A 24,838-nucleotide genomic window follows, 5' to 3' on the forward strand; every position below is an offset into this window, starting at 1 on the left:
AATATGGCATCCATTAAAATGTGCTCGATTTATACGAGTCGTTGGCACAGAAGTGCCACGTTATCTTTGGAAATATCTTAAATTATAATGAGTTCCTTAAATGTTTGTTGCGCCATTGATAAAAATCCTGATCTCAACACAAGCGAGAGATTCACACGGAAGTCTTAAAATAAGATATTCACCCCTGCGAATAGCCACAAAATAATTGATTGTTGTTTTCCGTATTTTTTAGCACATTTCGCTAAATATAAACTTTGTGAATTCTTTACCGTCCATCACGGGTTACCCGAAAGAAAGGTTGACACCTCCTCGCGAATCAAGTACCACTAAAAGCATCTAAACGAATTCTGAGGCCTGATCAATGATTCGCACCGTTCGCCTACTCGGTCTACTACTACTCAACGCATCTCTGCGCGGTAGACTGTTGGGCGGCATTCAGCGATAGGTTGGATCAGGCCACAAGAGATAACGAAACCCGCGCACTGCGCGGGTTTTTTTATGCTCGTCGCAGGCGCAGAAAACTAAAATAAGGACCGAATTCATGAGCCAGCAAGTCATTATTTTCGATACAACATTACGTGATGGTGAACAAGCGTTGCAGGCCAGCCTGAGCGTGAAAGAGAAACTGCAAATCGCTCTGGCCCTGGAACGTATGGGTGTTGATGTTATGGAAGTTGGCTTCCCGGTCTCTTCGCCTGGCGATTTCGAATCCGTCCAGACCATCGCGCGTAATGTGAAAAACAGCCGCGTCTGCGCCCTGGCGCGTTGTGTAGAAAAAGACATAGATGTGGCGGCAGAATCGCTGCGCGTTGCCGAAGCGTTCCGAATTCATACTTTTATCGCCACCTCGCCCATGCATATCGCCACCAAGTTGCGCAGCACCCTGGACGAAGTGATTGAACGCGCGGTCTATATGGTGAAGCGCGCGCGCAATTATACCGATGACGTCGAGTTTTCTTGTGAAGATGCGGGCCGCACCCCAATTGAAGACCTGGCCCGCGTGGTGGAAGCCGCGATCAACGCTGGCGCGAAAACCATCAACATTCCCGACACCGTGGGCTACACCCTGCCCTTTGAATTCAGCAACATTATTACCGGCCTGTACCAGCGCGTTCCGAACATCGATAAAGCGATCATTTCCGTTCATACCCATGACGATTTAGGCATGGCGGTCGGCAACGCGCTGGCAGCCGTGAATGCGGGCGCACGCCAGGTTGAAGGCACCCTGAATGGCATCGGCGAGCGCGCCGGCAACTGTGCGCTGGAAGAGGTGATTATGGGGATTAAACTGCGCCAGAATCTGCTGAACGTACATACCAACATTCATCACCAGGAGATCTGGCGTACCAGCCAGACCGTCAGCCAGATTTGCAACATGCCGATCCCGGCCAACAAAGCGGTTGTCGGCAGCGGGGCTTTCGCTCACTCATCCGGTATCCATCAGGATGGCGTGCTGAAAAACCGTGAAAACTACGAAATCATGACTCCGGAATCCATTGGCCTGAATCAGATCCAGTTGAACCTGACTTCCCGCTCTGGCCGTGCCGCCGTGAAGCACCGCATGGAAGAGATGGGCTATCACGAAGGGGACTACAACCTGGACAACCTGTACGACGCCTTCCTGAAACTGGCGGACAAAAAAGGCCAGGTGTTTGATTACGATTTAGAAGCGCTGGCATTCATTAATAAGCAGCAGGAAGAGCCGGAGCATTACCGTCTGGACTACTTCAGCGTGCAGTCCGGTTCTAACGCCATGGCGACTGCGTCCGTGAAGCTGATTTGCGGCGATGAAGAAAAAGCCGAAGCCGCTAACGGCAACGGCCCGGTAGATGCGGTGTACCAGGCGATCAACCGCATCACTGAATACGATATCGAACTGGTGAACTACCAGTTAGGCGCTAAAGGCCAGGGCAAAAACGCGCTGGGTCAGGTGGATATCGTGGTGAACTACAACGGCCGCCGCTTCCATGGCGTGGGCCTGGCGACAGACATCGTTGAATCCTCCGCCAAGGCCATGGTGCACGTGCTGAACAATATCTGGCGCGCCGCTGAAGTCGAAAAAGAATTACAACGCAAAGCTCATAACAAAGAACACAATCAGGAAACCGTGTGATGTCGAAAAATTACCATATTGCTGTTTTGCCGGGCGACGGTATTGGCCCGGAAGTAATGGCGCAAGCCCTGAAGGTACTGGAAGCCGTTCGTAGCCGTTTCGATATGCGTATTACCACCAGCCACTATGACGTAGGCGGCGTGGCGATTGACCGTCATGGCAATCCGCTGCCGCAGGCCACCGTGGAAGGCTGCGAACAGGCCGATGCGATTTTATTCGGCTCGGTGGGCGGCCCGAAATGGGAGCATCTGCCCCCTGCCCAGCAGCCGGAGCGCGGCGCACTGCTGCCGCTGCGTAAACACTTCAAATTGTTCAGTAACCTGCGTCCGGCGAAGCTGTACCAGGGCCTGGAGGAATTTTGCCCGCTGCGCGCCGATATCGCCGCCAACGGCTTCGACATCCTGTGCGTACGTGAACTGACTGGCGGCATTTACTTTGGCCAGCCGAAAGGCCGCGAAGGCCAGGGCATGCATGAGAAAGCCTTTGATACCGAGGTGTATCACCGCTTTGAGATTGAACGCATCGCGCGCATCGCCTTTGAATCGGCCCGCAAACGCCGTAAAAAAGTCACCTCGATAGATAAAGCCAACGTATTGCAGACTTCGCTGCTGTGGCGCGAAATCGTTAACGAAATCGCCAATGATTACCCGGACGTGTCGCTGTCGCACATGTATATCGACAACGCCACCATGCAGCTGATTAAAGATCCTTCCCAGTTCGATGTGCTGCTGTGTTCCAACCTGTTCGGCGATATTCTGTCTGACGAATGCGCGATGATCACCGGCTCAATGGGCATGCTGCCTTCCGCCAGCCTGAACGAGCAGGGTTTTGGCCTGTATGAACCGGCGGGCGGCTCTGCGCCGGACATCGCCGGGAAAAACATCGCCAACCCGATTGCGCAAATCCTGTCGCTGGCGCTGTTGCTGCGTTACAGCCTGAACGCGGGCGACGCTGCCGATGCCATTGAACGCGCCATCAACCGTGCGCTGGAAGAAGGTGTTCGCACCAGTGACCTGGCGCGCGGCGACCAGGCAACCCGTACTGATGAAATGGGCGATATTATTGCCCGCTATGTCGCCGAAGGGGTGTAATCATGGCCAGCACACTGTACCAAAAATTATTCGATGCCCACGTGGTGTATGAAGCAAAGGACGAAACGCCGCTGCTGTACATCGACCGCCATCTGGTGCATGAGGTCACGTCCCCGCAGGCGTTCGACGGTTTGCGCGCTCACGGGCGCCCGGTGCGCCAGCCGCGCAAAACCTTCGCTACCATGGATCACAACGTCTCGACGCAGACCAAAGACATCAACGCCTCCGGCGAGATGGCGCGCATCCAGATGCAGGAACTGATCAAAAACTGCAATGAATTCGGCGTCGAACTGTATGACCTGAACCACCCGTACCAGGGCATCGTGCATGTGATGGGCCCGGAGCAAGGCATCACCCTGCCCGGTATGACCATCGTTTGCGGTGACTCCCACACCGCCACCCACGGCGCGTTCGGCGCGCTGGCGTTTGGTATCGGTACTTCGGAAGTAGAACACGTTCTGGCGACCCAGACCCTGAAACAGGGCCGCGCCAAAACCATGAAGATTGAAGTCAACGGCACCGCCGCACCGGGCATCACCGCTAAAGACATCGTACTGGCGATTATCGGTAAAACCGGTAGCGCAGGCGGCACGGGGCATGTGGTGGAATTTTGCGGCGACGCGATTACCGCGCTGAGCATGGAAGGCCGGATGACCCTGTGCAATATGGCGATTGAGATGGGCGCCAAAGCGGGCCTGGTCGCACCGGATGAAACCACGTTCAACTATGTGAAAGGCCGTCTGCACGCACCGAAAGGCAAAGACTTTGACGATGCCGTCGAGTACTGGAAAACCTTTAAAACTGACCCCGACGCGGTGTTCGATACGGTGGTCACGCTGGATGCCGCCGACATCGCGCCGCAGGTCACCTGGGGAACTAACCCCGGCCAGGTTATCTCGGTAACCGATCGCGTACCGGAACCCGCCTCCTTTGCCGATCCGGTTGAGCGCGCCTCAGCGGAAAAAGCGCTGGCCTATATGGGCCTGCAGCCTGGCGTCCCCTTGACTGAAGTGGCGATTGATAAAGTGTTTATCGGCTCCTGCACCAACTCGCGGATTGAGGATTTGCGCGCCGCGGCGCAAATCGCCAAAGGGCGTAAAGTCGCGCCGGGCGTTCAGGCGCTGGTAGTGCCGGGCTCCGGGCCGGTAAAAGCCCAGGCGGAAGCCGAAGGTCTGGATAAGATCTTTATCGAAGCGGGTTTTGAGTGGCGTTTACCGGGCTGCTCGATGTGCCTGGCGATGAACAACGACCGCCTGAACCCGGGCGAACGCTGCGCCTCTACCAGCAACCGTAACTTTGAAGGCCGTCAGGGCCGCGGTGGCCGCACTCACCTGGTCAGCCCGGCGATGGCGGCAGCGGCGGCGGTAACCGGCCACTTCGCTGATATCCGCACACTGAAATAAGGAGCATCACCATGGCAGAAAAATTTACCCAACATACCGGCCTGGTGGTTCCACTGGATGCGGCCAACGTCGATACCGATGCGATTATCCCGAAGCAGTTTCTGCAAAAGGTCACCCGTACCGGCTTTGGCGCCCACCTGTTTAACGACTGGCGTTTCCTCGACGACAAAGGCGAAGTGCCGAATCCGGAATTTGTGCTGAACTTCCCGGAATACCAGGGCGCATCGATTCTGCTGGCGCGGGAAAACTTCGGCTGCGGCTCGTCCCGTGAACACGCGCCGTGGGCGCTGACCGATTACGGCTTCAAAGTGGTGATCGCCCCGAGCTTCGCGGATATTTTCTATGGCAACAGCTTCAACAACCAACTGCTGCCGGTGAAACTGAGCGATGAAGAAGTCGATGAGCTGTTTACGCTGGTGCAGGCTAATCCGGGCATCCGCTTTGAAGTGGATCTGGAAGCGCAGGAAGTGAAAGCGGGCGACAAGCGTTATGCCTTCACGCTGGACGCGTTTCGCCGTCACTGCATGTTGAACGGGCTGGACAGCATCGGCCTGACCTTACAGCATGAAGACGCGATTTCCGCCTACGAACAACGCCAGCCAGCGTTTATGAACTAAAAAAATGCCGGGTGCGATGCCCGGCATTTTTTTAAACGTCTTTCACCCGCGAGGTGATCAGCAGGGTAAAAATCCCCATTCCCGCCACCGCCCAGTACACCGCGTAATGCCCAAAGCTTTCCACCAGCGCGCCCTGAATGACACCCGCCAGAATCACGCCGGTTGAGATACTGTTGGTGAAAAGCGTCGTCGCCGAACCCGCCCGTCCCGGCATCAGGTCCTGAAACCAGATCATGCCGATCGCTGCGATAATCCCGATAAACACCGCATTAAAGATTTGCAGCATTAACAGCGCCTGCTGGCTCTGGAACAGCAGCAGGCCGATGTAGAACAGAATGGCGGAGACCACCGCCAGCAGCATAATCCGCCGCTTGCCAACGCGCTTCACGTAATAGCCCGCCAGCAGCATCACCGGGATTTCCAGCCCGGCGGCGGTGCCCATCAGGACGCCGGCCAGCTTATCCGGCAGCCCCAGCTCGCTGCTGATCCACAGGGGCATATCGATAAAATACATGGTGTTGCAGGTCCACATCAGCACCGAAGCGATAAACAGCAGCCGCACGTTTTTATCCTGCCAGCCACTCACCTGGGTAAGCGCCATGTCGGGTTGCAGCGTTTCGCGCGGCACCGACGGCAGCGCCAGCGCAATGACTCCCAGGCTCAGCAAAAAGATAAACCCGGCAAACAGGAACATGGCGGTAAAGCCGTAATTGAGCGCCAGCAAAAACGCCAGCGGTGGCCCAATGACCCACGCCAGCGACAGCTGCGCACGCATTACCGAGCTGAACATCACCGCTTCCCGCGCCGAGCTGTCTGCGTATTCCCGCGCCAGGGCAAACAGCTGCGGCATCGTCGTGTTCGCCAGCGCCGACAGCAGTACACCGGCGGTGAGCAGCGTCAGGTAATGGCGGGTAAAGGCAAACAACACGCAGTTGGCGATCGCCATCAGGCAGCAGAACATAATCAGCTTGCGCCGGTCGCCCTGGACATCGGAGCGCTTCGCCAGCCACAGGCTTACCACAATTCCGGCCAGGGCATTTACGGTATAAAACAGCCCCACCCAGAACGGGCGCACATCCACTTCCCGGCTTAAAAACAGGCTCAGCGTCGGGGCCTGCAATGCGCTGGCCACGCCCACCATAAAGGCGACGCCCATAAACGCTATATAAACCCCGTTCAACTGGCGACTGCGCGTTAATAACCACTGCATAAGGTGCATCCTTTCGTTAGGGGGGATGGAAAGCATAAACGAAAAAAGCCAGCAGTAAAAAAACCGCTGGCGGGTGAAAAACACCAATACTCAGTCACACTTGATGCCTGCAATGCTCCGGGAACAACCGAACACGCTTCAGGACCTTGTCGCATTGCCGCGGGCCAGCGGCGATACCACAACGCTTCTCCCCTAAAACCGCACTCATCACAGCGGAATCATCACTTTCATCAGGACAAATTATTAGCTTAATATAGGGAAAGAAAAATTGATGCGTTTCGCTACAGGAGTTCCTCTTTTATGTCTTCTGCCCGGCTCCAACAACAATTTATCCGTCTGTGGCAATGCTGTGATGGAAAGCCGCAGGAGACCACGCTGAATGAACTGGCCGAGCTGTTGAACTGCTCGCGCCGCCATATGCGCACGTTGCTAAACGCGATGCAGGAAAAGGGCTGGCTGACGTGGGACGCCGAGGCAGGCCGGGGCAAACGTTCGAAGCTGGCGTTCCTGTATACTGGCCTTGCGCTCCAGCAGCAGCGCGCCGAAGACCTGCTGGAGCAGGATCGCATCGATCAACTGGTGCAAATCGTCGGGGATAAAGCCGCCGTGCGCCAGATGCTGATTTCCCATCTCGGACGCAGCTTCCGCCAGGGCCGCCATATCCTGCGCATCCTCTATTATCGTCCGCTCAAAAACCTGCTGCCGGGCAGTGCGTTACGCCGTTCAGAGACCCATATCGTCCGGCAGATCTTTAGCGGTCTGACGCGCATAAATGAGGAAAACGGGGAAATCGAAGCCGATATTGCCCACCACTGGCAGCAGCTTGGCCCGCTGCACTGGCGCTTCTTTTTGCGGCCCGGTATCCATTTTCACCATGGCCGTGAGCTGGATATGCTGGATGTTATTGGCTCGCTCCAGCGCATCAACACACTGCCGCTCTATTCGCACATCACCCGCATCGAATCCCCTACCACCTGGACACTGGATATTCATCTTGCTCAACCGGACCGCTGGCTGCCGTGGCTGATGGGCAGCGTGGCGGCGATGATCCTGCCGCGGGAATGGCCGTCGATGAATAACTTCTCCAGCCGTCCGGTGGGCACCGGTCCCTATGCCGTGGTGCGCAACAATAACAACCAGCTTAAGATCCACGCCTTTGATGATTACTTCGGTTACCGGGCGCTGATTGACGAAGTGAATTTCTGGGTACTGCCGGATATTGGCGATGAACTCAGTAGCGGCGTTCATCTGGAGTCGTCCGCCGAAGGCGAAGAAAAAGCGGTTGAAAGCCGCCTCGAAGAGGGTTGTTACTATTTACTGTATGACCAGCGCTCCCCGCGCGGCGCGCTGCCGCAGGTGAAAAACTGGCTCAGCCATGTACTGTCGCCGGTGAATTTGCTGTGGCGGGCCAGCGAACAGCATCAACGTTACTGGTTCCCGGCGTACGGTCTGCTGCCGCGCTGGCATCATACCCATCCCTCCACCGCCAGCGAAAAGCCCGCCGGGCTGGAAACCCTAACGCTGACATTCTATCGCGAACACATCGAACACCGGGTGATCGCCGAGATCATGGCGTCGATCCTGGCGGAGCATCACGTGAAGCTGGAGATTCAGGAAGTGGACTACGATGAGTGGCATCGGGGGGAAATCGTCAGCGATATCTGGCTGAACAGCGCCAACTTCACCCTGCCGCTGGAGTTTTCGCTGTTCGCGCACCTGTTTGAAACGCCGCTGATGCAGCACTGCGTGCCCATCGACTGGCAGGCGGACGCGCGACGCTGGCAATCAGGGGAGCTGAATCATGCGCTGTGGTGCCAGCAACTGCTTGAGCAACAGGCCATTTTGCCGCTGATCCACCACTGGCTGATGATCCAGGGCCAGCGCAGTATGCGCGGCGTGCGGATGAATACCCTGGGCTGGTTTGATTTTAAATCTGCCTGGTTTGCGCCGCCGGAGCCATAATTCTTTTAAATATTCACCAAATCATTACAATACGACCGTTCTCAACGGGGTGCCGCAGCAAACTGCGCGCTGAGAAAATACCCGTCGAACCTGATCCGGATAACGCCGGCGAAGGGATTTGAGGCTGCCTGCTCAAAATCCTTTGCCACTTCCTTTTGAGGTGCAAAGTGTTCAAAAAATTTCTGCCATTACTGGTCCTCGCGACCGCCCCGGTTTTCGCCAAACCTGCGCTCACCGTTTATACCTACGACTCTTTCTCCGCCGACTGGGGCCCTGGCCCGAAAGTCAAAGCCGCGTTTGAAAAAGAGTGCGACTGCGAACTCAAATTCGTGGCGCTGGAAGACGGCGTCTCGCTGCTGAACCGTCTGCGGATGGAAGGCAAAAACAGCAAAGCCGATGTGATCCTTGGGCTGGATAACAACCTGCTGGAAGCGGCGACCCAAACCGGCCTGTTCGCTAAAAGCGGCGTCACTAATGATGCTGTTAACGTGCCGGGCGGCTGGCAAAACGACACTTTCGTGCCGTTTGACTACGGCTATTTCGCTTTCGTCTATGACAAAACCAAACTGGCGAATCCCCCGAAAAGCCTGAAGGAGCTGGTGGAGAGCGACCAAAAATGGCGGGTTATTTACCAGGATCCGCGCACCAGTACGCCGGGCCTTGGCCTGCTGCTGTGGATGCAAAAAGTGTATGGCGATAATGCGCCGCAGGCCTGGAAAAAACTGGCGGCGAAAACCGTTACGGTCACTAAAGGCTGGAGCGAAGCCTATGGCCTGTTCCAGAAAGGCGAAAGCGATCTGGTACTGAGTTACACCACCTCTCCGGCGTACCACATTATCGAAGAGAAAAAGGATCAATACGCTGCCGCCAACTTCAGCGAAGGCCACTATTTGCAGGTGGAGGTCGCCGGAAGGCTGGCCAGCAGCAAACAGCCGGAACTGGCGCAAAAATTCCTGACCTTTACGGTTTCTCCGGCGTTCCAGAACACTATCGCCACCGGCAACTGGATGTATCCGGTGACTGGCGTCGCGCTACCGCAGGGCTTTGAACAGCTCACCAAACCGCAAACCACATTGCAGTTCACGCCGCAGGAAGTCGCGTCCCAGCGCGCAAACTGGATTAATACATGGCTGCGCGCCGTCAGCCGCTAATTCCGGGCTGGCTGTGGCCAGGCGTTATCGCCGCGCTGTTGATGGTGGCGGTGGCGCTGGCGGCCTTTAGCGCGCTGTGGTTCAACGCGCCGCCCTCCGGCGGCGCAGGCTTCTGGCAGGACAGCTATCTCTGGCACGTGGTGCGCTTCTCGTTCTGGCAGGCGCTGTTGTCTGCGCTGCTGTCGGTTCTCCCCGCCATTCTCCTCGCCCGCGCCCTGTACCGGCGGCGCTTTCCTGGGCGGCAGGCACTGCTGCGCCTGTGCGCGATGACGTTAATTCTGCCAGTGCTGGTGGCGGTTTTCGGCCTGCTCAGCGTCTACGGTCGCACCGGCTGGCTGGCGGCGCTGTGGGGGCAACTGGGGCTGGAGTGGACGTTCTCCCCTTACGGCTTGCAGGGCATTTTGCTGGCCCACGTCTTCTTTAATATGCCGATGGCGACCCGTCTGCTGCTGCAAACACTGGAACACATCCCCGGCGAACAGCGCCAGATTGCCGCCCAACTGGGGATGCGCGGCTGGCACTTTTTCCGGCTGGTGGAGTGGCCGTGGATCCGCCGTCAACTCCCGTCGGTCGCGGCGCTGATCTTCATGCTCTGTTTCGCCAGCTTCGCCACGGTACTGTCACTGGGCGGCGGGCCGCAGGCCACCACCATCGAACTGGCCATCTACCAGGCGCTGAGTTTTGATTACGATCCGGCGCGCGCCGCGCTGCTGGCGCTGATCCAGATGACCTGCTGTCTGGGGCTGGTCCTGCTGAGCCAGCGTCTGGGTAAAGCCATCGCACCGGGCGTTAATCAGATCCAGGGCTGGCGCGATCCGCAGGACAACTGGCGCAGCAGGTTGACCGATGGGCTGCTGATCGGCCTGGCGCTGCTGCTGATGCTGCCGCCGCTGCTGGCGGTGATCGTTGATGGCCTGCAGGGCGATATCCTGCGGGTGCTGTCGCAATCCATTCTGTGGGATGCGCTCTGGACCTCGCTGCGCATCGCGCTGGGTGCCGGGGTGCTGTGCGTGACGCTGACCATGATGCTGCTGTGGAGCGGGCGCGAGCTGTATCTGCGCCAGCAACGCATTGCCGCTCAAAGCCTCGAACTCAGCGGCATGCTGATTCTGGCAATGCCGGGGATTGTACTGGCGACGGGTTTCTTCCTGCTGCTCAATAACACGATCGGATTGCCGGAATCGGCGGATGCTATCGTGATTTTCACTAACGCGCTGATGGCGGTGCCCTACGCCCAGAAAGTGCTGGAAAACCCGATGCGCGATATCGCACTGCGATATGGACCGCTGTGCCAGTCGCTGGATATTAGCGGAATCAACCGCCTGAAAATCATCGAACTCAGGGCGCTAAAAAAGCCGATTGCCCAAGCGATGGCCTTTGCCAGCGTGCTGTCGATAGGTGATTTCGGAGTCGTGGCGCTGTTCGGCAACGATAACTTCCGCACGCTACCTTATTACCTGTATCAGCAGATCGGCGCGTATCGCAGCGACGACGGGGCGGTGACCGCGCTGTTGCTGCTGTTGCTCTGTTTTGCGCTTTTTACGGTCATTGAAAAACTGGCGGGACGACATGCTAACGCTCACTGATGTAACCTGGCTTTACCACCATCTGCCGATGCGTTTCTCCGTTCACGCCGAGGCGGGCGAGCGGATTGCCATTCTGGGGCCCAGCGGCGCCGGGAAAAGCACCCTGCTGAATTTGATTGCCGGATTCCTGAGCCCGGCGAGCGGTCAGATTGAGCTTAACAGCGGCGATCACACCCGTACCCCGCCCGCGCAGCGCCCGGTGTCGATACTGTTCCAGGAAAACAATCTGTTTAACCACTTAACGGTGCGCCAGAATATCGGGCTGGGATTACATCCGGGGCTGAAGCTTAATGACAGGCAGCGCCAGGAGATCGCCACGCTGGCCGGAAAAATGGGCTTGACCGAACTGCTGGACCGCCTGCCTGGCGAACTGTCCGGCGGCCAGCGGCAGCGGGCGGCGCTGGCGCGCTGTCTGATCCGTCAGCAGCCGATTTTGCTGCTGGACGAACCCTTCTCGGCGCTTGACCCGGCGCTACGCCAGGAAATGCTCCAGCTTCTGAGCACCCTGTGCCGCGAGCGTAATATGACGCTCTTGATGGTCTCGCACAGCCTGGAGGATGCGCTGAGCATTGCGCCGCGCAGCCTGGTGGTGCGCGATGGCCGCATCATCTGGGATGGTGCCACCGCCACGTTACTGGAAGGCAACAGCGACGCCTCGGCGCTGCTGGGCATCCAGCGTTAAAAACCGGAAATCACTTTCCAGAGGATGGCGCGGTACACCGGCATCAGCGGATGATTGAGGATGGCGATTAACGCCGCTACCCCTGCTACGCTGACCAACGGCGCGACCCACATCAATCTGCCGCGCGGTAGCCACTGCACCAGTTTATCGCTGGGATTCGCTTTGGCGCTGCGCCATAGCCGCCAGCACAACCATACCGCCAGCCACAGCAGTAGCGCCACGCCAAGCAGCATCCACTTAAAGGCGCCGCTTTGCTGATCCGCCGGGATATCAATGGCGGCCCCGGCCAGAATGCCGGGCAAGAAATAGCACGGTGGCCAGAACAGGCAACCAATCAGATTAGGCGGGAGGAACTTGAGCGCAGGAAGATCCAGCATCCCGGCGACCATCGGCACCAGCGGCCGCGTCGGCCCGACAAAGCGCCCTACCAGGATGGTGAACATGCTGTGCTGATGCAGCGCGTGCTCGGTTTTATCCAGCAGCGCTTTGTTTTTCTTGAGGAATGACCAGCGGTGCAGCGGCTTTTTAAAGCGCCAGCCCAGCCAGAATGAGATCCAGTCGCCCAGCATACAGCCGACAATCCCCGCCGCCCAGGCCTCATAGAAATTGACTTCGCCGCTGCCGATCAGCGCGCCAAGACCGGCCATCATCACCGTACCCGGCAGCAGCAACCCAACCAGCGCCAGCGACTCCAGAAACGCCACCAGCGCAATCGCAACCAGAGAATAAGTCACTGATTGGGTAATAAAATGATCCAGAAATGCTTCCATAAAGGTTCCGGTAAAATAACGAGGGAGCGATTCTCCCGGCTACCCCGAGCAGCGTCAAGGCATCGTTAAAGTTTATAGCCTACCGGTTACGACATTTTTAAAAACGTTATGGTTCCATTTAAGATCGATCAGCTCGACTCGCATCCGGCGCGAAACTCGCTCGGGCTGGCTCCGGTGCATTTCTTGAACACCCGGGAAAAATAGAGCTGATCCTCAAAGCCGACATTGCGGCCCACGGTGGCGATAGGCATCCGCGTGGTGCTGAGCAACAGCTTCGCCTGGCTGATGCGCTGATCCTCGCGCCAGCTCAGCACGCTGACGCCAAGCTGCTGGCGGAACAGGTGCGACAGGCGTGATTGCGACAGGCAGACATGCTGCGCGACGCCTGCGATATCAAAATGGCTGTCGGCTAAATGATCGCTGATGTACTGGCAAGCATCCCTGACGCGGCTATCGAGCGGCGCTTTCATCGACTCGCTGATCGCCTCGACGCGGCGTAAAAAGAGCTGCTCCAGCAAGTTGATGGCCAGCAGCTCCGAGTAGCGCCCCTCTCGCTGGGAAGCATCGATAATTTGCTGAAACAGCGTGGAGAAGGCCTCTTGCTCGCCCTCTGCGGGGCGGTAATAGCCAGTCTGGGCAAATATCGACGGCCAGCTGAGCCACTCCTGCCAGTAAGCGCGCGGGCGGAAGTACACCCACTGGTGATACCACTCTTTAGCCTGCGGACTGCGGCCATAGTGATGAATTTCCCCCGGCGGGAACAGCAGCATGTCCCCTGGCTTGCAGATGAACTCTTTACCGTTGTTCTTAACGATCCCTTCCCCGCGAATGGTGAGATTCAGGATGTAGCCTTTCATGCCAAGTGGACGATCGATAAAAAAATCGAGGTGGCCCTCGGCATCAATGGGCGTTAATCCCGCGACCAGGTGCGCATTAAATGAGTACCCCGGCAACAGGGGATCGTTTTGCGTTTCAGCCATAGTAAATCGTGCTCCACCATCGGTGGGAAGAGACCATTTGTCCATATCTTACGACACCCCTGAAAATTGGGAATTACCGAAGCCATGAACCACAATAACCCACTTCACCACCGGATTTGAACCTAAAAACTCATCAGGATAAGCGCTCACATCAGGCTTTTCGCTTGATAACCAAAGTGTCTATAACCGCAACAGAATTGTCCACATCTATTATTTGCGTGAGGTCACAAATCAGCAAGGCATAGCACTTTAATCCATAAGATAAGCCAAATACACCTGACGCTTTTTTCTCCGCAAATCTAATGTCACTGCATGTTTGTTTATCCATGGAGTGAAAAAATGGCCATTGCGCTGGGACTCGACTTTGGCAGCGACTCGGTTCGCGCCTTAGCGGTTGATTGCACCTCGGGCGCTGAACTCGCCACCAGTGTGGAATGGTATCCGCGCTGGCAGGCCGGGCAGTTCTGTAACGCCGCACGTAACCAATTCCGCCACCATCCCCTTGATTACATTGAATCCATGGAAGCCGCGCTTAACAGCGTGCTTGACCAGTTAGGCGCAGAAAAACGCCAACAGGTGGTGGGCATCGGCGTTGACACTACCGGTTCCACCCCTGCCCCTATTGATGCCGACGGCAATGTGCTGGCGCTTAACCCTGGCTTCGCCGACAACCCGAACGCCATGTTCGTACTGTGGAAAGATCACACTGCGGTTGAAGAAGCCGAAGCCATTACCCGCCTGTGCCACCAGCCGGATAAAATCGATTATTCGCGCTACATCGGCGGGGTGTACTCCAGCGAATGGTTCTGGGCCAAGATCCTGCACGTGACCCGTCAGGACGCCGCCGTTGCCAAAGCCGCCAGCTCGTGGATTGAACTGTGTGACTGGATCCCGGCGCTGCTTTCCGGCACCACTGCCCCGGCAGCCATTCGCCGCGGACGCTGTAGCGCAGGCCATAAATCCCTGTGGCATGAGAGCTGGGGCGGTTTGCCGCCAGCCAGCTTCTTTGACGAACTCGATCCGATCATCAGCCAGAATCTTGAACTGCCGCTGTTTACCGATACCTGGACCGCTGACGTGCCGGTAGGCACCCTGACGACAGAGTGGGCCACGCGCCTCGGCCTGCCGGAAAGCGTCGTGATCAGCGGCGGCGCGTTTGACTGCCATATGGGCGCAGTCGGCGCTAACGCTCAGCCGAATACGCTGGTGAAAGTGATCGGCACCTCTACCTGCGACATTCTGATTGCCGACCAACAATCCGTCGGCGACCGCGCCGTCAAAGGCATCTGCGGGCAGGTAGACGGCAGCGTCGTGCCCGATTTTATCGGAATGGAAGCGGGCCAGTCGGCATTCGGCGATATGTACGCCTGGTTTGGCCGCGTGCTGAGCTGGCCGCTGGATCGCCTTGCCGAGCAGCATCCTGAACTGAAGACCCAAATCAGCGACAGCAAAAAAGCGCTGCTGCCTGCGCTCACCGCCGACTGGGCGAAACAGCCGTCGCTCGATCATCTGCCGGTGATCCTCGACTGGTTTAACGGTCGCCGTACGCCATTTGCAAACCAGCGCCTGAAAGGCGTGATCACCGATGTGAATCTCGCCACCGACGCGCCGCTGCTGTTCGGCGGGCTGATCGCCTCCACGGCCTTTGGCGCGCGCGCCATTATGGAGTGCTTCACTGATCAGGGCATCCCGGTTAATGAAGTGGTGGCGCTGGGCGGCATTGCCCGTAAAAACCCGGTGATCATGCAGGTGTGCTGCGATGTATTGAACCGCCCACTGCAAATTGTCGGCTCCGATCAATGCTGTGCGCTGGGCGCGGCGATTTTCGCCGCCGTCGCCGCAGGCGTATATGACGATATTCCTCAGGCGCAGCAAGCCATGGCGAGCGAGATGGAAAAAACCCTCCAGCCGGACCCGGCCACCGCCGCCCGCTTCGAAGAACTCTATCGCCGCTACCAACGCTGGTGCGAAAGCGCCGAGCTTCACTATTCCCCCTCTGACACGGCCCAGCCTTCTGATGCAGACCGTGCAGCCCTGACGCTTTAAGGACAAGACAATGACAGCCTTTAGTAAATACGAAGTATGGTTTGTAATCGGCAGCCAGCATCTTTACGGCCCGGAAACGCTGCGCCAGGTGACGCAACACGCCCAGCAGGTGGTGGATTCCCTGAACAGCGAAGCCAAACTGCCGTGCAAACTGGTGCTGAAACCGCTCGGCACCTCGCCGGATGAAATCACCGCCATCTGCCGCGACGCTAACTATCACGATAACTGCGCCGGGATGATGGTCTGGCTGCACACCTTCTCGCCAGCCAAAATGTGGATCAACGGCCTGAGCATCCTCAACAAACCGCTGCTGCAATTCCATACCCAGTTCAATGCCCAGATCCCGTGGGACAGCATTGATATGGACTTTATGAACCTGAACCAGACCGCGCACGGTGGCCGCGAGTTCGGCTTTATCGGCGCGCGTATGCGTCAGCAGCACAGCGTCGTGACCGGTTACTGGAAAGATCCTCAAGCCCACCAGCGCATCGGCTCCTGGATGCGCCAGGCGGTGTCGAAACAGGAAACCCGTCATCTGAAAGTGGTGCGTTTCGGCGATAACATGCGCGAAGTGGCGGTAACCGACGGCGATAAAGTCGCGGCGCAAATCAAATTCGGCTTCTCGGTGAACACCTGGGGCGTTGGCGATTTAGTGGCGGTGGTTAACGAAATCAGCAATGGCGACGTCAGCGCGCTGGTCGACGAGTATGAAAGCACCTACCGCCTGACGGCTGCGGCGCAGGTCAACGGCGACAAACGCCAGAATGTGATTGATGCGGCGCGTATCGAACTCGGCATGAAGCGCTTCCTCGAGCAAGGCGGTTTCCATGCCTTTACCACCACCTTTGAAGATCTGCATGGCCTGAAGCAACTGCCGGGCCTGGCGGTACAGCGCCTGATGCAACAGGGCTACGGCTTTGCGGGCGAAGGCGACTGGAAAACCGCGGCGCTGCTGCGCATCATGAAAGTGATGTCCGGCGGGCTCAACGGCGGTACCTCGTTTATGGAGGATTACACCTACAACTTCGAGTCCGGCAACGACATGGTGCTGGGTTCCCATATGCTCGAAGTGTGCCCGTCCATCGCCACTGATGAAAAACCGATCCTCGATGTGCAATACCTCGGCATCGGCGGCAAAGACGATCCGGCGCGCCTGATCTTCTCCAGCAAAACCGGTCCGGGCATTAACGCCAGCCTGATCGATCTGGGCGATCGTTTCCGCCTGCTGGTCAACTGCGTGGACACCGTCGAAGCGCCGCATGCGCTGCCGAAACTGCCGGTGGCGAACGCGCTGTGGAAAGCGCAGCCGGATCTGACAACCGCCTCCGAAGCCTGGATCCTGGCGGGCGGCGCGCACCATACCGTATTCAGCCACGCGTTGACCCTCGACGATATGCGCCTGTTCGCAGAACTGAACGACATCGAACTGGCCGTTATCGACAACGACACCCGCCTGCCGGCGTTTAAAGATGCGCTGCGCTGGAATGAGGTTTACTACGGCTTTAAACGCTAATCACAGGGGAACCTTTGGCCAGCCCATGCGGCTGGCCCCTTTTTTTAGCGGAGGATAGCGATGTTAGAAGATCTGAAACGTCAGGTGCTGGAAGCCAATCTTGCGCTCCCGGCCCACAATCTGGTTACCCTGACCTGGGGCAACGTCAGCGCGGTCTGCCGCGAACAGGGCGTGTTTATCATCAAGCCATCAGGCGTTGATTACTCCGTCATGACCGCCGAAGATATGGTGGTGGTCAGTATCGAAACCGGTGAAGTCGTCGAGGGCAATAAGAAACCCTCTTCCGATACGCCGACCCACCGCCTGCTGTACCAACAGTTCCCGGATATTGGCGGCATCGTACATACCCACTCCCGCCACGCCACTATCTGGGCGCAGGCCGGGAAAAGCATTCCGGCGACGGGCACCACTCACGCCGACTATTTCTACGGCCCCATCCCCTGCACCCGTAAAATGACCGATGACGAAATCAACGGCGAATATGAATGGGATACCGGAACGGTGATCGTCGAAACCTTCCGCGAGCTGGGCATTGAAGCGAAACAGATGCCTGGCGTGCTGGTGCATTCCCACGGCCCCTTTGCCTGGGGTAAAGACGCCATGGATGCCGTGCATAACGCCATCGTAATGGAAGAAGTGGCCTATATGGGCATTTTCTGCCGCCAGCTCACGCCTGACCTTCCGCCAATGCAGCAAACGCTACTGGATAAGCACTATCTGCGTAAGCATGGAGCGAAGGCGTATTACGGGCAGTAATCCATAGTCTTTTGCTCTAAAACCCAGACGCCGTTCTGGGTTTTTTATTTTCATGCGCTTTACGCCGTCCGGGTCAAAAACCGAAAGGTGATGCTCCCGCCTTTTCAGCCATCTCTTCAGCGAAGAAAATAGCGTCCGACTCCCGGGCGATACAACGCCTGAAGAGACAGGGATAAGCGGAAGGGGTAAGCATGAAAGCAGTGAAAAAAGTTGGCATCTTGTTTGTTGTTAGTGTCGCAGCGGTTCTGGTCATTGGCTGTATAAACGCCCTCTCTGTCTTCAACTACAGCCTGGTTGACGAAACCCATACCGCCGATTGCGCGATTGTCGCGGGTGCGGCTGTCAGGGGCGATCAACCCTCCCCGGTTTTCCAGGAACGGCTGAACCACGCGGTGGCGCTGTATCGCGATGGCTATGTGAAAACGCTGATCGTCACCGGCGGTTATTCAAACAATAACGCCCTCTCCGATGCCGCTGTGGCACGTCGCTATCTGTTAGCGCAGAATGTGCCTGACCAGGCGATTCTGGTAGAAGATCGTTCACAGGTAACCCGTGAAAACCTGCGTTATGCGAAAGCGATCATGGCATTGAATCAACTGAATAATGCACTGATCGTCAGCGATCCAATGCATATGAAGCGGATTATGTTGATTGCTAAGGATGAACGAATTGAAGCCTGGTCATCGCCTACGCCAACCAGCCGCTATCACTCGTTCGGCACCAAAGCGCGCTTTCTGATAAGCGAGACATTCTGGTACTCCCTTTATCTCGTCTATCGCCTGCTCTAACCCCGCCAACACTGTACAAAACACCAGCACCCCAACAGAATCCAGGCTATAATCAGGCCTGGTTTTTTATTGGAAAAATAGCGTGGCAGAGACGCGACAGGGGTTTGTTCTGACCCGACACTGGCGGGATACGCCCCAGGGCACCGAAGTTGAATTCTGGCTGGCAACCGACAGCGGGCCGCTGTGCGTGACGCTGCCCGCGCAGGAATCTGTTGCCTTTATCCCCCAGGCTCAACGCGCCCGCGCGGAAAGCGCGCTGGCGGGTGAATCCTGCCGTCTGGAATCGCTTTCCCTGCGTGATTTTCATCAACAACCGGTGTGCGGTCTCTATTTTCGCCAGCATCGTCAGTTAATGCGCTGCGAAAAACTGCTGCGTGAAGCGGGGGTAACGGTCTATGAGGCCGATGTGCGCCCGCCCGAACGCTATCTGATGGAGCGTTTTATTACCGCCCCGGTCTGGGTGACCGGCGAGATGCGCGGCGGCGGGTTGCGTGACGCCAAAATGAAACCCAACCCAACGTACCGCCCGGCGCTGAAATGGGTGTCGCTGGATATTGAGACCAACCGCCACGGTGAACTCTACTGCATCGGTCTGGAAGGCTGCGGCGAGCGCACAGTATATATGCTCGGGCCGGAAAACGGCGATGCCAGCGGGCTGGATTTCAAACTCGAATACGTCGCCAGCCGTCCGCAACTGCTCGAAAAACTGAATGCCTGGTTTGCCGAATTCGATCCCGATGTGCTGATCGGCTGGAACGTGATCCAGTTCGATTTAAAAATGCTTCAGAAACATGCTGAACGCTACGCTATCCCGCTGCGCCTCGGGCGCAACGGCCAGGAGATCGAATGGCGCGAGCACGGCTTTAAGGCCGGGATGTTTTTCGCTCAGGCTCCGGGCCGGTTGATCATAGACGGTATCGATGCGCTGAAATCGGCGTTCTGGAGCTTTTCCTCTTTTTCGCTGGAATCGGTATCGCAGGAGCTGCTGGGCGAAGGGAAAGCCATCGACAACCCCTGGGATCGAATGGCAGAAATCGACAGGCGCTTCGCCGAAGACAAACCCGCGCTGGCGACCTATAACCTGAAAGACTGCGAGCTAGTGACGCGCATTTTTCATAAAACCGAGATCATGCCGTTTTTACTGGAGCGCTCCACGGTCAACGGATTACCTGCGGATCGCCACGGCGGGTCGGTGGCGTCGTTCAGCCATCTCTATTTCCCGCGTATGCATCGTGCCGGTTTTGTCGCGCCGAATTTGGGTGATGTCCCTCCTCAGGCGAGCCCCGGCGGATATGTGATGGATTCCCGCCCAGGGCTGTACGATTCAGTGTTGGTGCTCGATTACAAAAGCCTGTATCCATCGATTATCCGCACCTTTTTAATCGACCCGGTCGGTCTGGTGGAAGGCCTGGCGCAGCCTGATGACGCGCACAGCGTGGAAGGTTACCTGAACGCCCGCTTCTCGCGCACCACCCACTGCCTGCCGGAGATCGTGTCGCAAATCTGGCTGGGGCGCGAAGAGGCCAAAAAGCACGGCAACAAACCGCTTTCCCAGGCGCTGAAAATCATCATGAACGCCTTTTACGGCGTGCTGGGCACCAGCGCTTGCCGGTTCTTCGACCCACGGCTGGCATCATCCATCACGCTGCGCGGCCATGACATTATGCGCCAGACCAAAGCGTTGATTGAGGCGGAAGGCTACGACGTGATTTACGGCGATACCGACTCCACATTTGTCTGGCTCAGGAAGGCTTATGACAATGCTCAGGCCAGCGAAATCGGCAACGCCCTGGTCGCCAAAGTTAACCAGTGGTGGCGCGAGCACCTGAAGCAGACCCTGAAAGTAGAAAGCGCGCTGGAGCTGGAGTTCGAGACCCATTTTACGCGCTTCTTAATGCCTACCATCCGGGGCGCGGAAATGGGCAGTAAGAAACGCTACGCCGGGCTGATTGAGCAAGACGGCGAACAGCGCATGGTATTCAAAGGACTGGAAACGGTGCGCACCGACTGGACGCCGCTGGCGCAGAACTTCCAGCAGGCGCTGTATTTGAAAATTTTCCGCCGCGAGCCGTACCGGGATTTTGTGCGTGAAACCATCGCCCGGTTGCTGAACGGCGAACTCGACGACCAGCTGGTTTATCGCAAGCGCCTGCGCCGCCCGTTAAAAGAGTATCAGCGCAACGTACCGCCTCATGTCCGCGCCGCGCGGTTGGCGGATGAAGAAAACGCCCGGCTCGGCAGGCCAGCCCAGTACCAGAATCGCGGTACGATTAAGTATGTCTGGACCACCAACGGGCCGGAGCCGCGCGACTATCAACGCTCGCCGCTGGATTACGATCATTACCTGACGCGCCAGCTTCAGCCGGTGGCGGAGGGAATTTTGCCTTTTATGAAGGATGACTTTGCTACACTCATGACAGGGCAACTGGGGTTATTTTGACAGGTGACGAACGCGTTACCATCCAGTACCATAGCGCCCTTTCCTATTCTGAATCCCATTTACTGCACCGCGAGTTATTTGCGGTGGACATACTATTGCCTGCAAATTATTAACCAGAGCCGAACAGATATGCCTTTTACACTTGGTCAACGTTGGATTAGCGACACGGAAAGCGAACTTGGATTAGGAACCGTGGTAGCGCTGGATGCGCGGATGGTGACTTTGCTTTTCCCTGCTACCGGCGAAAACCGTCTGTATGCCCGTAATGACTCCCCCATCACCCGCGTGATGTTTAACCCCGGCGATACCATTACCAGCCACGACGGCTGGCAGTTAAAAGTTGCCGATGTCGCCGAAGAAAACGGGCTGCTCGCCTATACCGGAACCCGGCTTGATACCCAGGAGGAAAACGTCACCCTGCGTGAAGTCTTCCTCGACAGCAAACTGGTGTTCAGTAAACCGCAGGACCGTCTGTTTGCCGGGCAAATCGACCGTATGGATCGTTTCGCCCTGCGCTTTCGCGCCCGCCGCTACCAGAGTGAACAGTACCGCATGCCGTGGAGCGGGCTGCGCGGCCAGCGCACCAACCTGATCCCGCATCAGTTGCACATCGCCAATGATGTGGGTCGCCGCCATGCGCCGCGCGTGCTGCTGGCGGATGAGGTGGGCCTGGGTAAAACCATCGAAGCGGGCATGATTATTCATCAGCAGTTGCTGGCTGGCGCAGCGGAACGCGTGCTGATCGTGGTGCCGGAAACCCTGCAACACCAGTGGCTGGTGGAGATGCTGCGCCGCTTCAATTTGCGTTTCGCGCTGTTTGACGACGCTCGCTACGCCGAAGCCCAGCACGATGCCGATAACCCGTTCGAAACCGAACAGCTGGTGATCTGTTCGCTGGATTTTGTGCGCCGCAACAAGCAGCGCCTTGAGCATCTGTGCGAAGCCGAATGGGATTTGATGGTGGTGGATGAAGCCCACCATCTGGTGTGGAGCGAAGACGCGCCGAGCCGCGAATACCTGGCGATTGAACAGCTGGCGGCCCAGGTGCCTGGCGTACTGTTGTTGACCGCCACGCCGGAACAGCTGGGGCTGGAGAGCCACTTTGCCCGCTTGCGCCTGCTGGATCCGAACCGCTTCCATGATTTCGAACAGTTTGTCGAAGAGCAACAAAACTACCGCCCGGTGGCGGATGCCGTCGCCATGCTGCTGGCGGGCAAGCACCTGTCCGATAGCGAACTGAATACCCTGAGCGATTTGATTGGCGAGCAGGATATCGAGCCGCTGCTGCAAACCGCTAACAGTACCCGCGACGGTGCGGAATCAGCGCGTCAGGAACTGGTTTCCATGCTGCTGGATCGCCATGGCACCAGCCGTGTACTGTTCCGCAACACCCGCAACGGCGTTAAAGGCTTTCCGAAGCGCGAGCTGCACACGGTAAAACTGCCGCTGCCGACCCAGTATCAAACGGCAATTAAAGTCTCCGGGATCATGGGCGCGCGCAAATCGTCGGAAGAACGCGCCCGCGACATGCTCTATCCGGAACAGATTTATCAGGAATTCGAAGGCGATACCGGCACCTGGTGGAACTTTGATCCGCGCGTTGAATGGCTGATGGGCTACCTCACCAGCCACCGCTCCCAGAAAGTGCTGGTGATCTGCGCCAAAGCCGCCACGGCGTTGCAGCTTGAACAGGTACTGCGCGAGCGTGAAGGCATTCGCGCAGCGGTGTTCCATGAAGGGATGTCCATCGTCGAGCGTGACCGCGCGGCGGCGTGGTTCTCGGAAGAAGACACCGGCGCGCAGGTGCTGCTGTGTTCGGAAATCGGCTCGGAAGGCCGTAACTTCCAGTTCGCCAGCCATCTGGTGATGTTCGACCTGCCGTTCAACCCGGATCTGCTGGAGCAGCGAATTGGCCGTCTGGATCGTATCGGCCAGGCGCACGATATCCAGATTCTGGTACCCTGGCTGGAAAAAACCGCCCAGTCGGTGCTGGTGCGTTGGTATCACGAAGGGCTGGACGCGTTCGAGCATACTTGCCCGACGGGCCGCACCATTTATGACAGCGTCTATAACGAGCTGATCAACTATCTGGCCGCGCCGGAAGAGACCGAGGGCTTCGATGAGCTAATCAAGTCGTGCCGCGAACAGCATGATGCGTTAAAAGCCCAGCTGGAGCAGGGCCGCGACCGCCTGCTGGAGATTAACTCCAACGGCGGCGAACAGGCGCAGGCGTTGGCGGAATCTATCGCCGGGCAGGACAACGACACCGGCCTGGTTAACTTCGCGATGAACCTGTTTGATATCATCGGCATTAATCAGGACGATCGCGGCGAGCATATGATTGTGTTGACGCCGTCTGACCATATGCTGGTGCCGGATTTCCCGGGCCTGCCGGAAGACGGCTGTACCATCACCTTTAACCGCGATGTGGCGCTGTCTCGCGAAGATGCCCAGTTCATCACCTGGGAACATCCGCTGATCCGCAACGGCCTGGATTTGATCCTCTCCGGCGATACCGGCAGCTGCGCGCTGTCGCTGCTGAAAAACAAAGCGCTGCCGGTGGGCACCCTGCTGCTTGAGCTGATCTATGTGGTAGAGGCCAAAGCGCCGAAGCAGTTACAGCTCAACCGCTTCCTGCCGCCGACGCCGATCCGTATGCTGGTGGATAAAAACGGCACCAACCTCGCCGCCCAGGTGGAGTTTGAAGGCTTCAACCGTCAGCTCAGCGCGGTAAATCGCCACACCAGCAGCAAACTGGTCAACGCGGTGCAGCAGGACGTCCATGCCATTCTGCAACTGGCGGAAAGCAAAGTAGAAAGCGCGGCGCAGGCGTTGATTAAGACGGCGCGTGAAGAGGCGGATGAGAAACTGTCTGCTGAATTGTCGCGTCTGGAAGCCCTTAAAGCGGTCAACCCCAACATCCGCGACGATGAACTCGCGGCGATTGAGAGTAACCGTGAACAAGTGCTGGCAAGCCTCAATGAAGCGAGCTGGCGGCTGGACGCGCTGCGCCTGATCGTCGTCACGCATCAGTAACCGGGAAACACTATGCTGGAAGCCTATCATCCTGCAACCGATCCCTGGCTGGTCGTCCTGTATCAGGACGACCATATCATGGTGGTCAATAAGCCGAGCGGGCTGCTCTCTGTACCAGGCCGGCTCGAAGAGCACAAAGACAGCGTGATGACGCGCATTCAGCGCGATTATCCGCAGGCGGAATCGGTGCATCGTCTGGATATGGCGACCAGCGGCGTGATCGTAGTGGCGTTGACCAAAGCCGCCGAGCGCGAACTGAAGCGCCAGTTTCGCGAGCGCGAGCCCAGTAAACAATACGTGGCCCGTGTTTGGGGCCATCCGCCGGAAAAAGGGATAGTGGATTTACCGCTGATCTGCGACTGGCCGAACCGCCCTAAACAAAAAGTGTGTTATGAAACCGGCAAGGCGGCGCAAACCGAGTATGAAGTGCTGGAGTATGGCGAGGATAATACCGCGCGCGTGCTGCTAAAGCCGATTACCGGGCGCTCCCACCAGTTGCGGGTGCATATGCTGGCGCTGGGCCACCCGATTTTAGGGGATCGCTTCTACGCCACGCCGGAAGCCCTGGCGCTGGCGTCACGTCTGCTGCTGCATGCCCAGACGCTGACCATTACCCATCCGAAATTTGGGAGTGCGATGACCTTCCGCGCGCCTGTCGATTTCTGAAAAGACCCGTTGGCTTCATTACGAAGAC

19 protein-coding genes and 1 riboswitch are annotated in these 24,838 nt (G+C 57.5%); of the genes, 16 read left to right on the forward strand and 3 right to left on the reverse strand.

The genetic code is table 11. The features are described 5' to 3' along the window. Positions 1 to 361 precede the first annotated feature (361 nt). The 5 genes from leuL to leuD all read left to right on the forward strand — a co-directional run bounded on the left by leuL (position 362) and on the right by leuD (position 5,224). Positions 362 to 445: a leu operon leader peptide gene (gene leuL, locus FHW74_RS23005; protein WP_121497546.1), complete on the forward strand. Its 84-nt coding sequence runs from the start codon at positions 362 to 364 to the stop codon at positions 443 to 445. A 96-nt stretch (positions 446 to 541) separates the two neighbouring features. Then, positions 542 to 2,113, forward strand: coding sequence for a 2-isopropylmalate synthase (leuA, locus tag FHW74_RS09600; RefSeq protein WP_183170210.1), 1,572 nt, complete (start codon positions 542 to 544; stop codon positions 2,111 to 2,113). Then, complete coding sequence (gene leuB, locus FHW74_RS09605) at positions 2,113 to 3,204, forward strand: 3-isopropylmalate dehydrogenase (RefSeq protein WP_183170211.1); 1,092 nt, start codon at positions 2,113 to 2,115, stop codon at positions 3,202 to 3,204. Before leuA ends, leuB begins: the two co-directional genes overlap by 1 nt. A 2-nt stretch (positions 3,205 to 3,206) precedes the next feature. Continuing rightward, positions 3,207 to 4,607, forward strand: coding sequence for a 3-isopropylmalate dehydratase large subunit (gene leuC, locus FHW74_RS09610; protein ID WP_183170212.1), 1,401 nt, complete (start codon positions 3,207 to 3,209; stop codon positions 4,605 to 4,607). Between the two features lie 11 nt (positions 4,608 to 4,618). Beyond that, positions 4,619 to 5,224 carry a 3-isopropylmalate dehydratase small subunit gene (gene leuD / locus FHW74_RS09615; protein ID WP_183170213.1) on the forward strand — a complete coding sequence of 202 codons (606 nt, stop codon included), beginning with the start codon at positions 4,619 to 4,621 and terminating at the stop codon, positions 5,222 to 5,224. 31 nt (positions 5,225 to 5,255) lie between these two features. Here leuD and FHW74_RS09620 read toward each other — a convergent pair whose 3' ends face one another. Further along, complete coding sequence (locus FHW74_RS09620) at positions 5,256 to 6,434, reverse strand: sugar efflux transporter (RefSeq protein ID WP_183170214.1); 1,179 nt, start codon at positions 6,432 to 6,434, stop codon at positions 5,256 to 5,258. 300 nt (positions 6,435 to 6,734) lie between these two features. Here FHW74_RS09620 and sgrR point away from each other — a divergent pair, with 300 nt between their 5' ends. From sgrR to thiQ, 4 genes are all read left to right on the forward strand, one after another. Continuing rightward, on the forward strand, positions 6,735 to 8,396 hold the full coding sequence (sgrR, locus tag FHW74_RS09625; RefSeq protein WP_183170215.1) for an HTH-type transcriptional regulator SgrR: 1,662 nt from the start codon (positions 6,735 to 6,737) through the stop codon (positions 8,394 to 8,396). A gap of 35 nt (positions 8,397 to 8,431) precedes the next feature. Beyond that, positions 8,432 to 8,531, forward strand: a riboswitch (TPP riboswitch). 32 nt (positions 8,532 to 8,563) lie between these two features. Next, positions 8,564 to 9,547: a thiamine ABC transporter substrate binding subunit gene (gene thiB / locus FHW74_RS09630; protein ID WP_183170216.1), complete on the forward strand. Its 984-nt coding sequence runs from the start codon at positions 8,564 to 8,566 to the stop codon at positions 9,545 to 9,547. Then, positions 9,523 to 11,133 carry a thiamine/thiamine pyrophosphate ABC transporter permease ThiP gene (gene thiP / locus FHW74_RS09635; protein WP_183170217.1) on the forward strand — a complete coding sequence of 537 codons (1,611 nt, stop codon included), beginning with the start codon at positions 9,523 to 9,525 and terminating at the stop codon, positions 11,131 to 11,133. The genes thiB and thiP overlap by 25 nt, the downstream gene beginning before the upstream one ends. Then, positions 11,117 to 11,815, forward strand: a complete 699-nt coding sequence (gene thiQ / locus FHW74_RS09640) for a thiamine ABC transporter ATP-binding protein ThiQ (protein ID WP_183170218.1) — start codon at positions 11,117 to 11,119, stop codon at positions 11,813 to 11,815. The genes thiP and thiQ overlap by 17 nt, the downstream gene beginning before the upstream one ends. Here thiQ and FHW74_RS09645 read toward each other — a convergent pair. Beyond that, on the reverse strand, positions 11,812 to 12,585 hold the full coding sequence (locus FHW74_RS09645) for a DedA family protein (RefSeq protein ID WP_183170219.1): 774 nt from the start codon (positions 12,583 to 12,585) through the stop codon (positions 11,812 to 11,814). The two genes, thiQ and FHW74_RS09645, sit on opposite strands and share 4 nt — an antisense overlap. Before the next feature lie 128 nt (positions 12,586 to 12,713). Continuing rightward, positions 12,714 to 13,565 carry an arabinose operon transcriptional regulator AraC gene (gene araC, locus FHW74_RS09650; protein WP_183170220.1) on the reverse strand — a complete coding sequence of 284 codons (852 nt, stop codon included), beginning with the start codon at positions 13,563 to 13,565 and terminating at the stop codon, positions 12,714 to 12,716. A gap of 339 nt (positions 13,566 to 13,904) precedes the next feature. Between araC and araB the strand changes: the two genes are divergently transcribed. From araB to rluA, 7 genes are all read left to right on the forward strand, one after another. Next, positions 13,905 to 15,611 (forward strand): ribulokinase, encoded by a 1,707-nt coding sequence (gene araB / locus FHW74_RS09655; RefSeq protein ID WP_183170221.1) that lies wholly within the window; start codon positions 13,905 to 13,907, stop codon positions 15,609 to 15,611. A gap of 10 nt (positions 15,612 to 15,621) precedes the next feature. Continuing rightward, entirely contained in the window at positions 15,622 to 17,124 is a 1,503-nt protein-coding gene (gene araA, locus FHW74_RS09660; RefSeq protein ID WP_161659400.1) for an L-arabinose isomerase, read from the forward strand. 60 nt (positions 17,125 to 17,184) lie between these two features. Further along, positions 17,185 to 17,880, forward strand: coding sequence for an L-ribulose-5-phosphate 4-epimerase (araD, locus tag FHW74_RS09665; protein WP_183170222.1), 696 nt, complete (start codon positions 17,185 to 17,187; stop codon positions 17,878 to 17,880). A gap of 191 nt (positions 17,881 to 18,071) precedes the next feature. Then, positions 18,072 to 18,668: a YdcF family protein gene (locus tag FHW74_RS09670; RefSeq protein WP_183170224.1), complete on the forward strand. Its 597-nt coding sequence runs from the start codon at positions 18,072 to 18,074 to the stop codon at positions 18,666 to 18,668. Positions 18,669 to 18,750: 82 nt separating this feature from the next. Further along, positions 18,751 to 21,108 carry a DNA polymerase II gene (gene polB / locus FHW74_RS09675; protein ID WP_183170225.1) on the forward strand — a complete coding sequence of 786 codons (2,358 nt, stop codon included), beginning with the start codon at positions 18,751 to 18,753 and terminating at the stop codon, positions 21,106 to 21,108. Between the two features lie 129 nt (positions 21,109 to 21,237). Beyond that, positions 21,238 to 24,144 (forward strand): RNA polymerase-associated protein RapA, encoded by a 2,907-nt coding sequence (gene rapA, locus FHW74_RS09680; RefSeq protein WP_183170227.1) that lies wholly within the window; start codon positions 21,238 to 21,240, stop codon positions 24,142 to 24,144. Positions 24,145 to 24,156: 12 nt separating this feature from the next. Beyond that, positions 24,157 to 24,810 (forward strand): bifunctional tRNA pseudouridine(32) synthase/23S rRNA pseudouridine(746) synthase RluA, encoded by a 654-nt coding sequence (rluA, locus tag FHW74_RS09685; protein ID WP_183170228.1) that lies wholly within the window; start codon positions 24,157 to 24,159, stop codon positions 24,808 to 24,810. The last annotated feature ends 28 nt before the right edge of the window (positions 24,811 to 24,838 follow it).

Origin of the sequence: Atlantibacter sp. RC6 (assembly GCF_014193285.1) — a bacterium.
Lineage (GTDB): Bacteria > Pseudomonadota > Gammaproteobacteria > Enterobacterales > Enterobacteriaceae > Atlantibacter.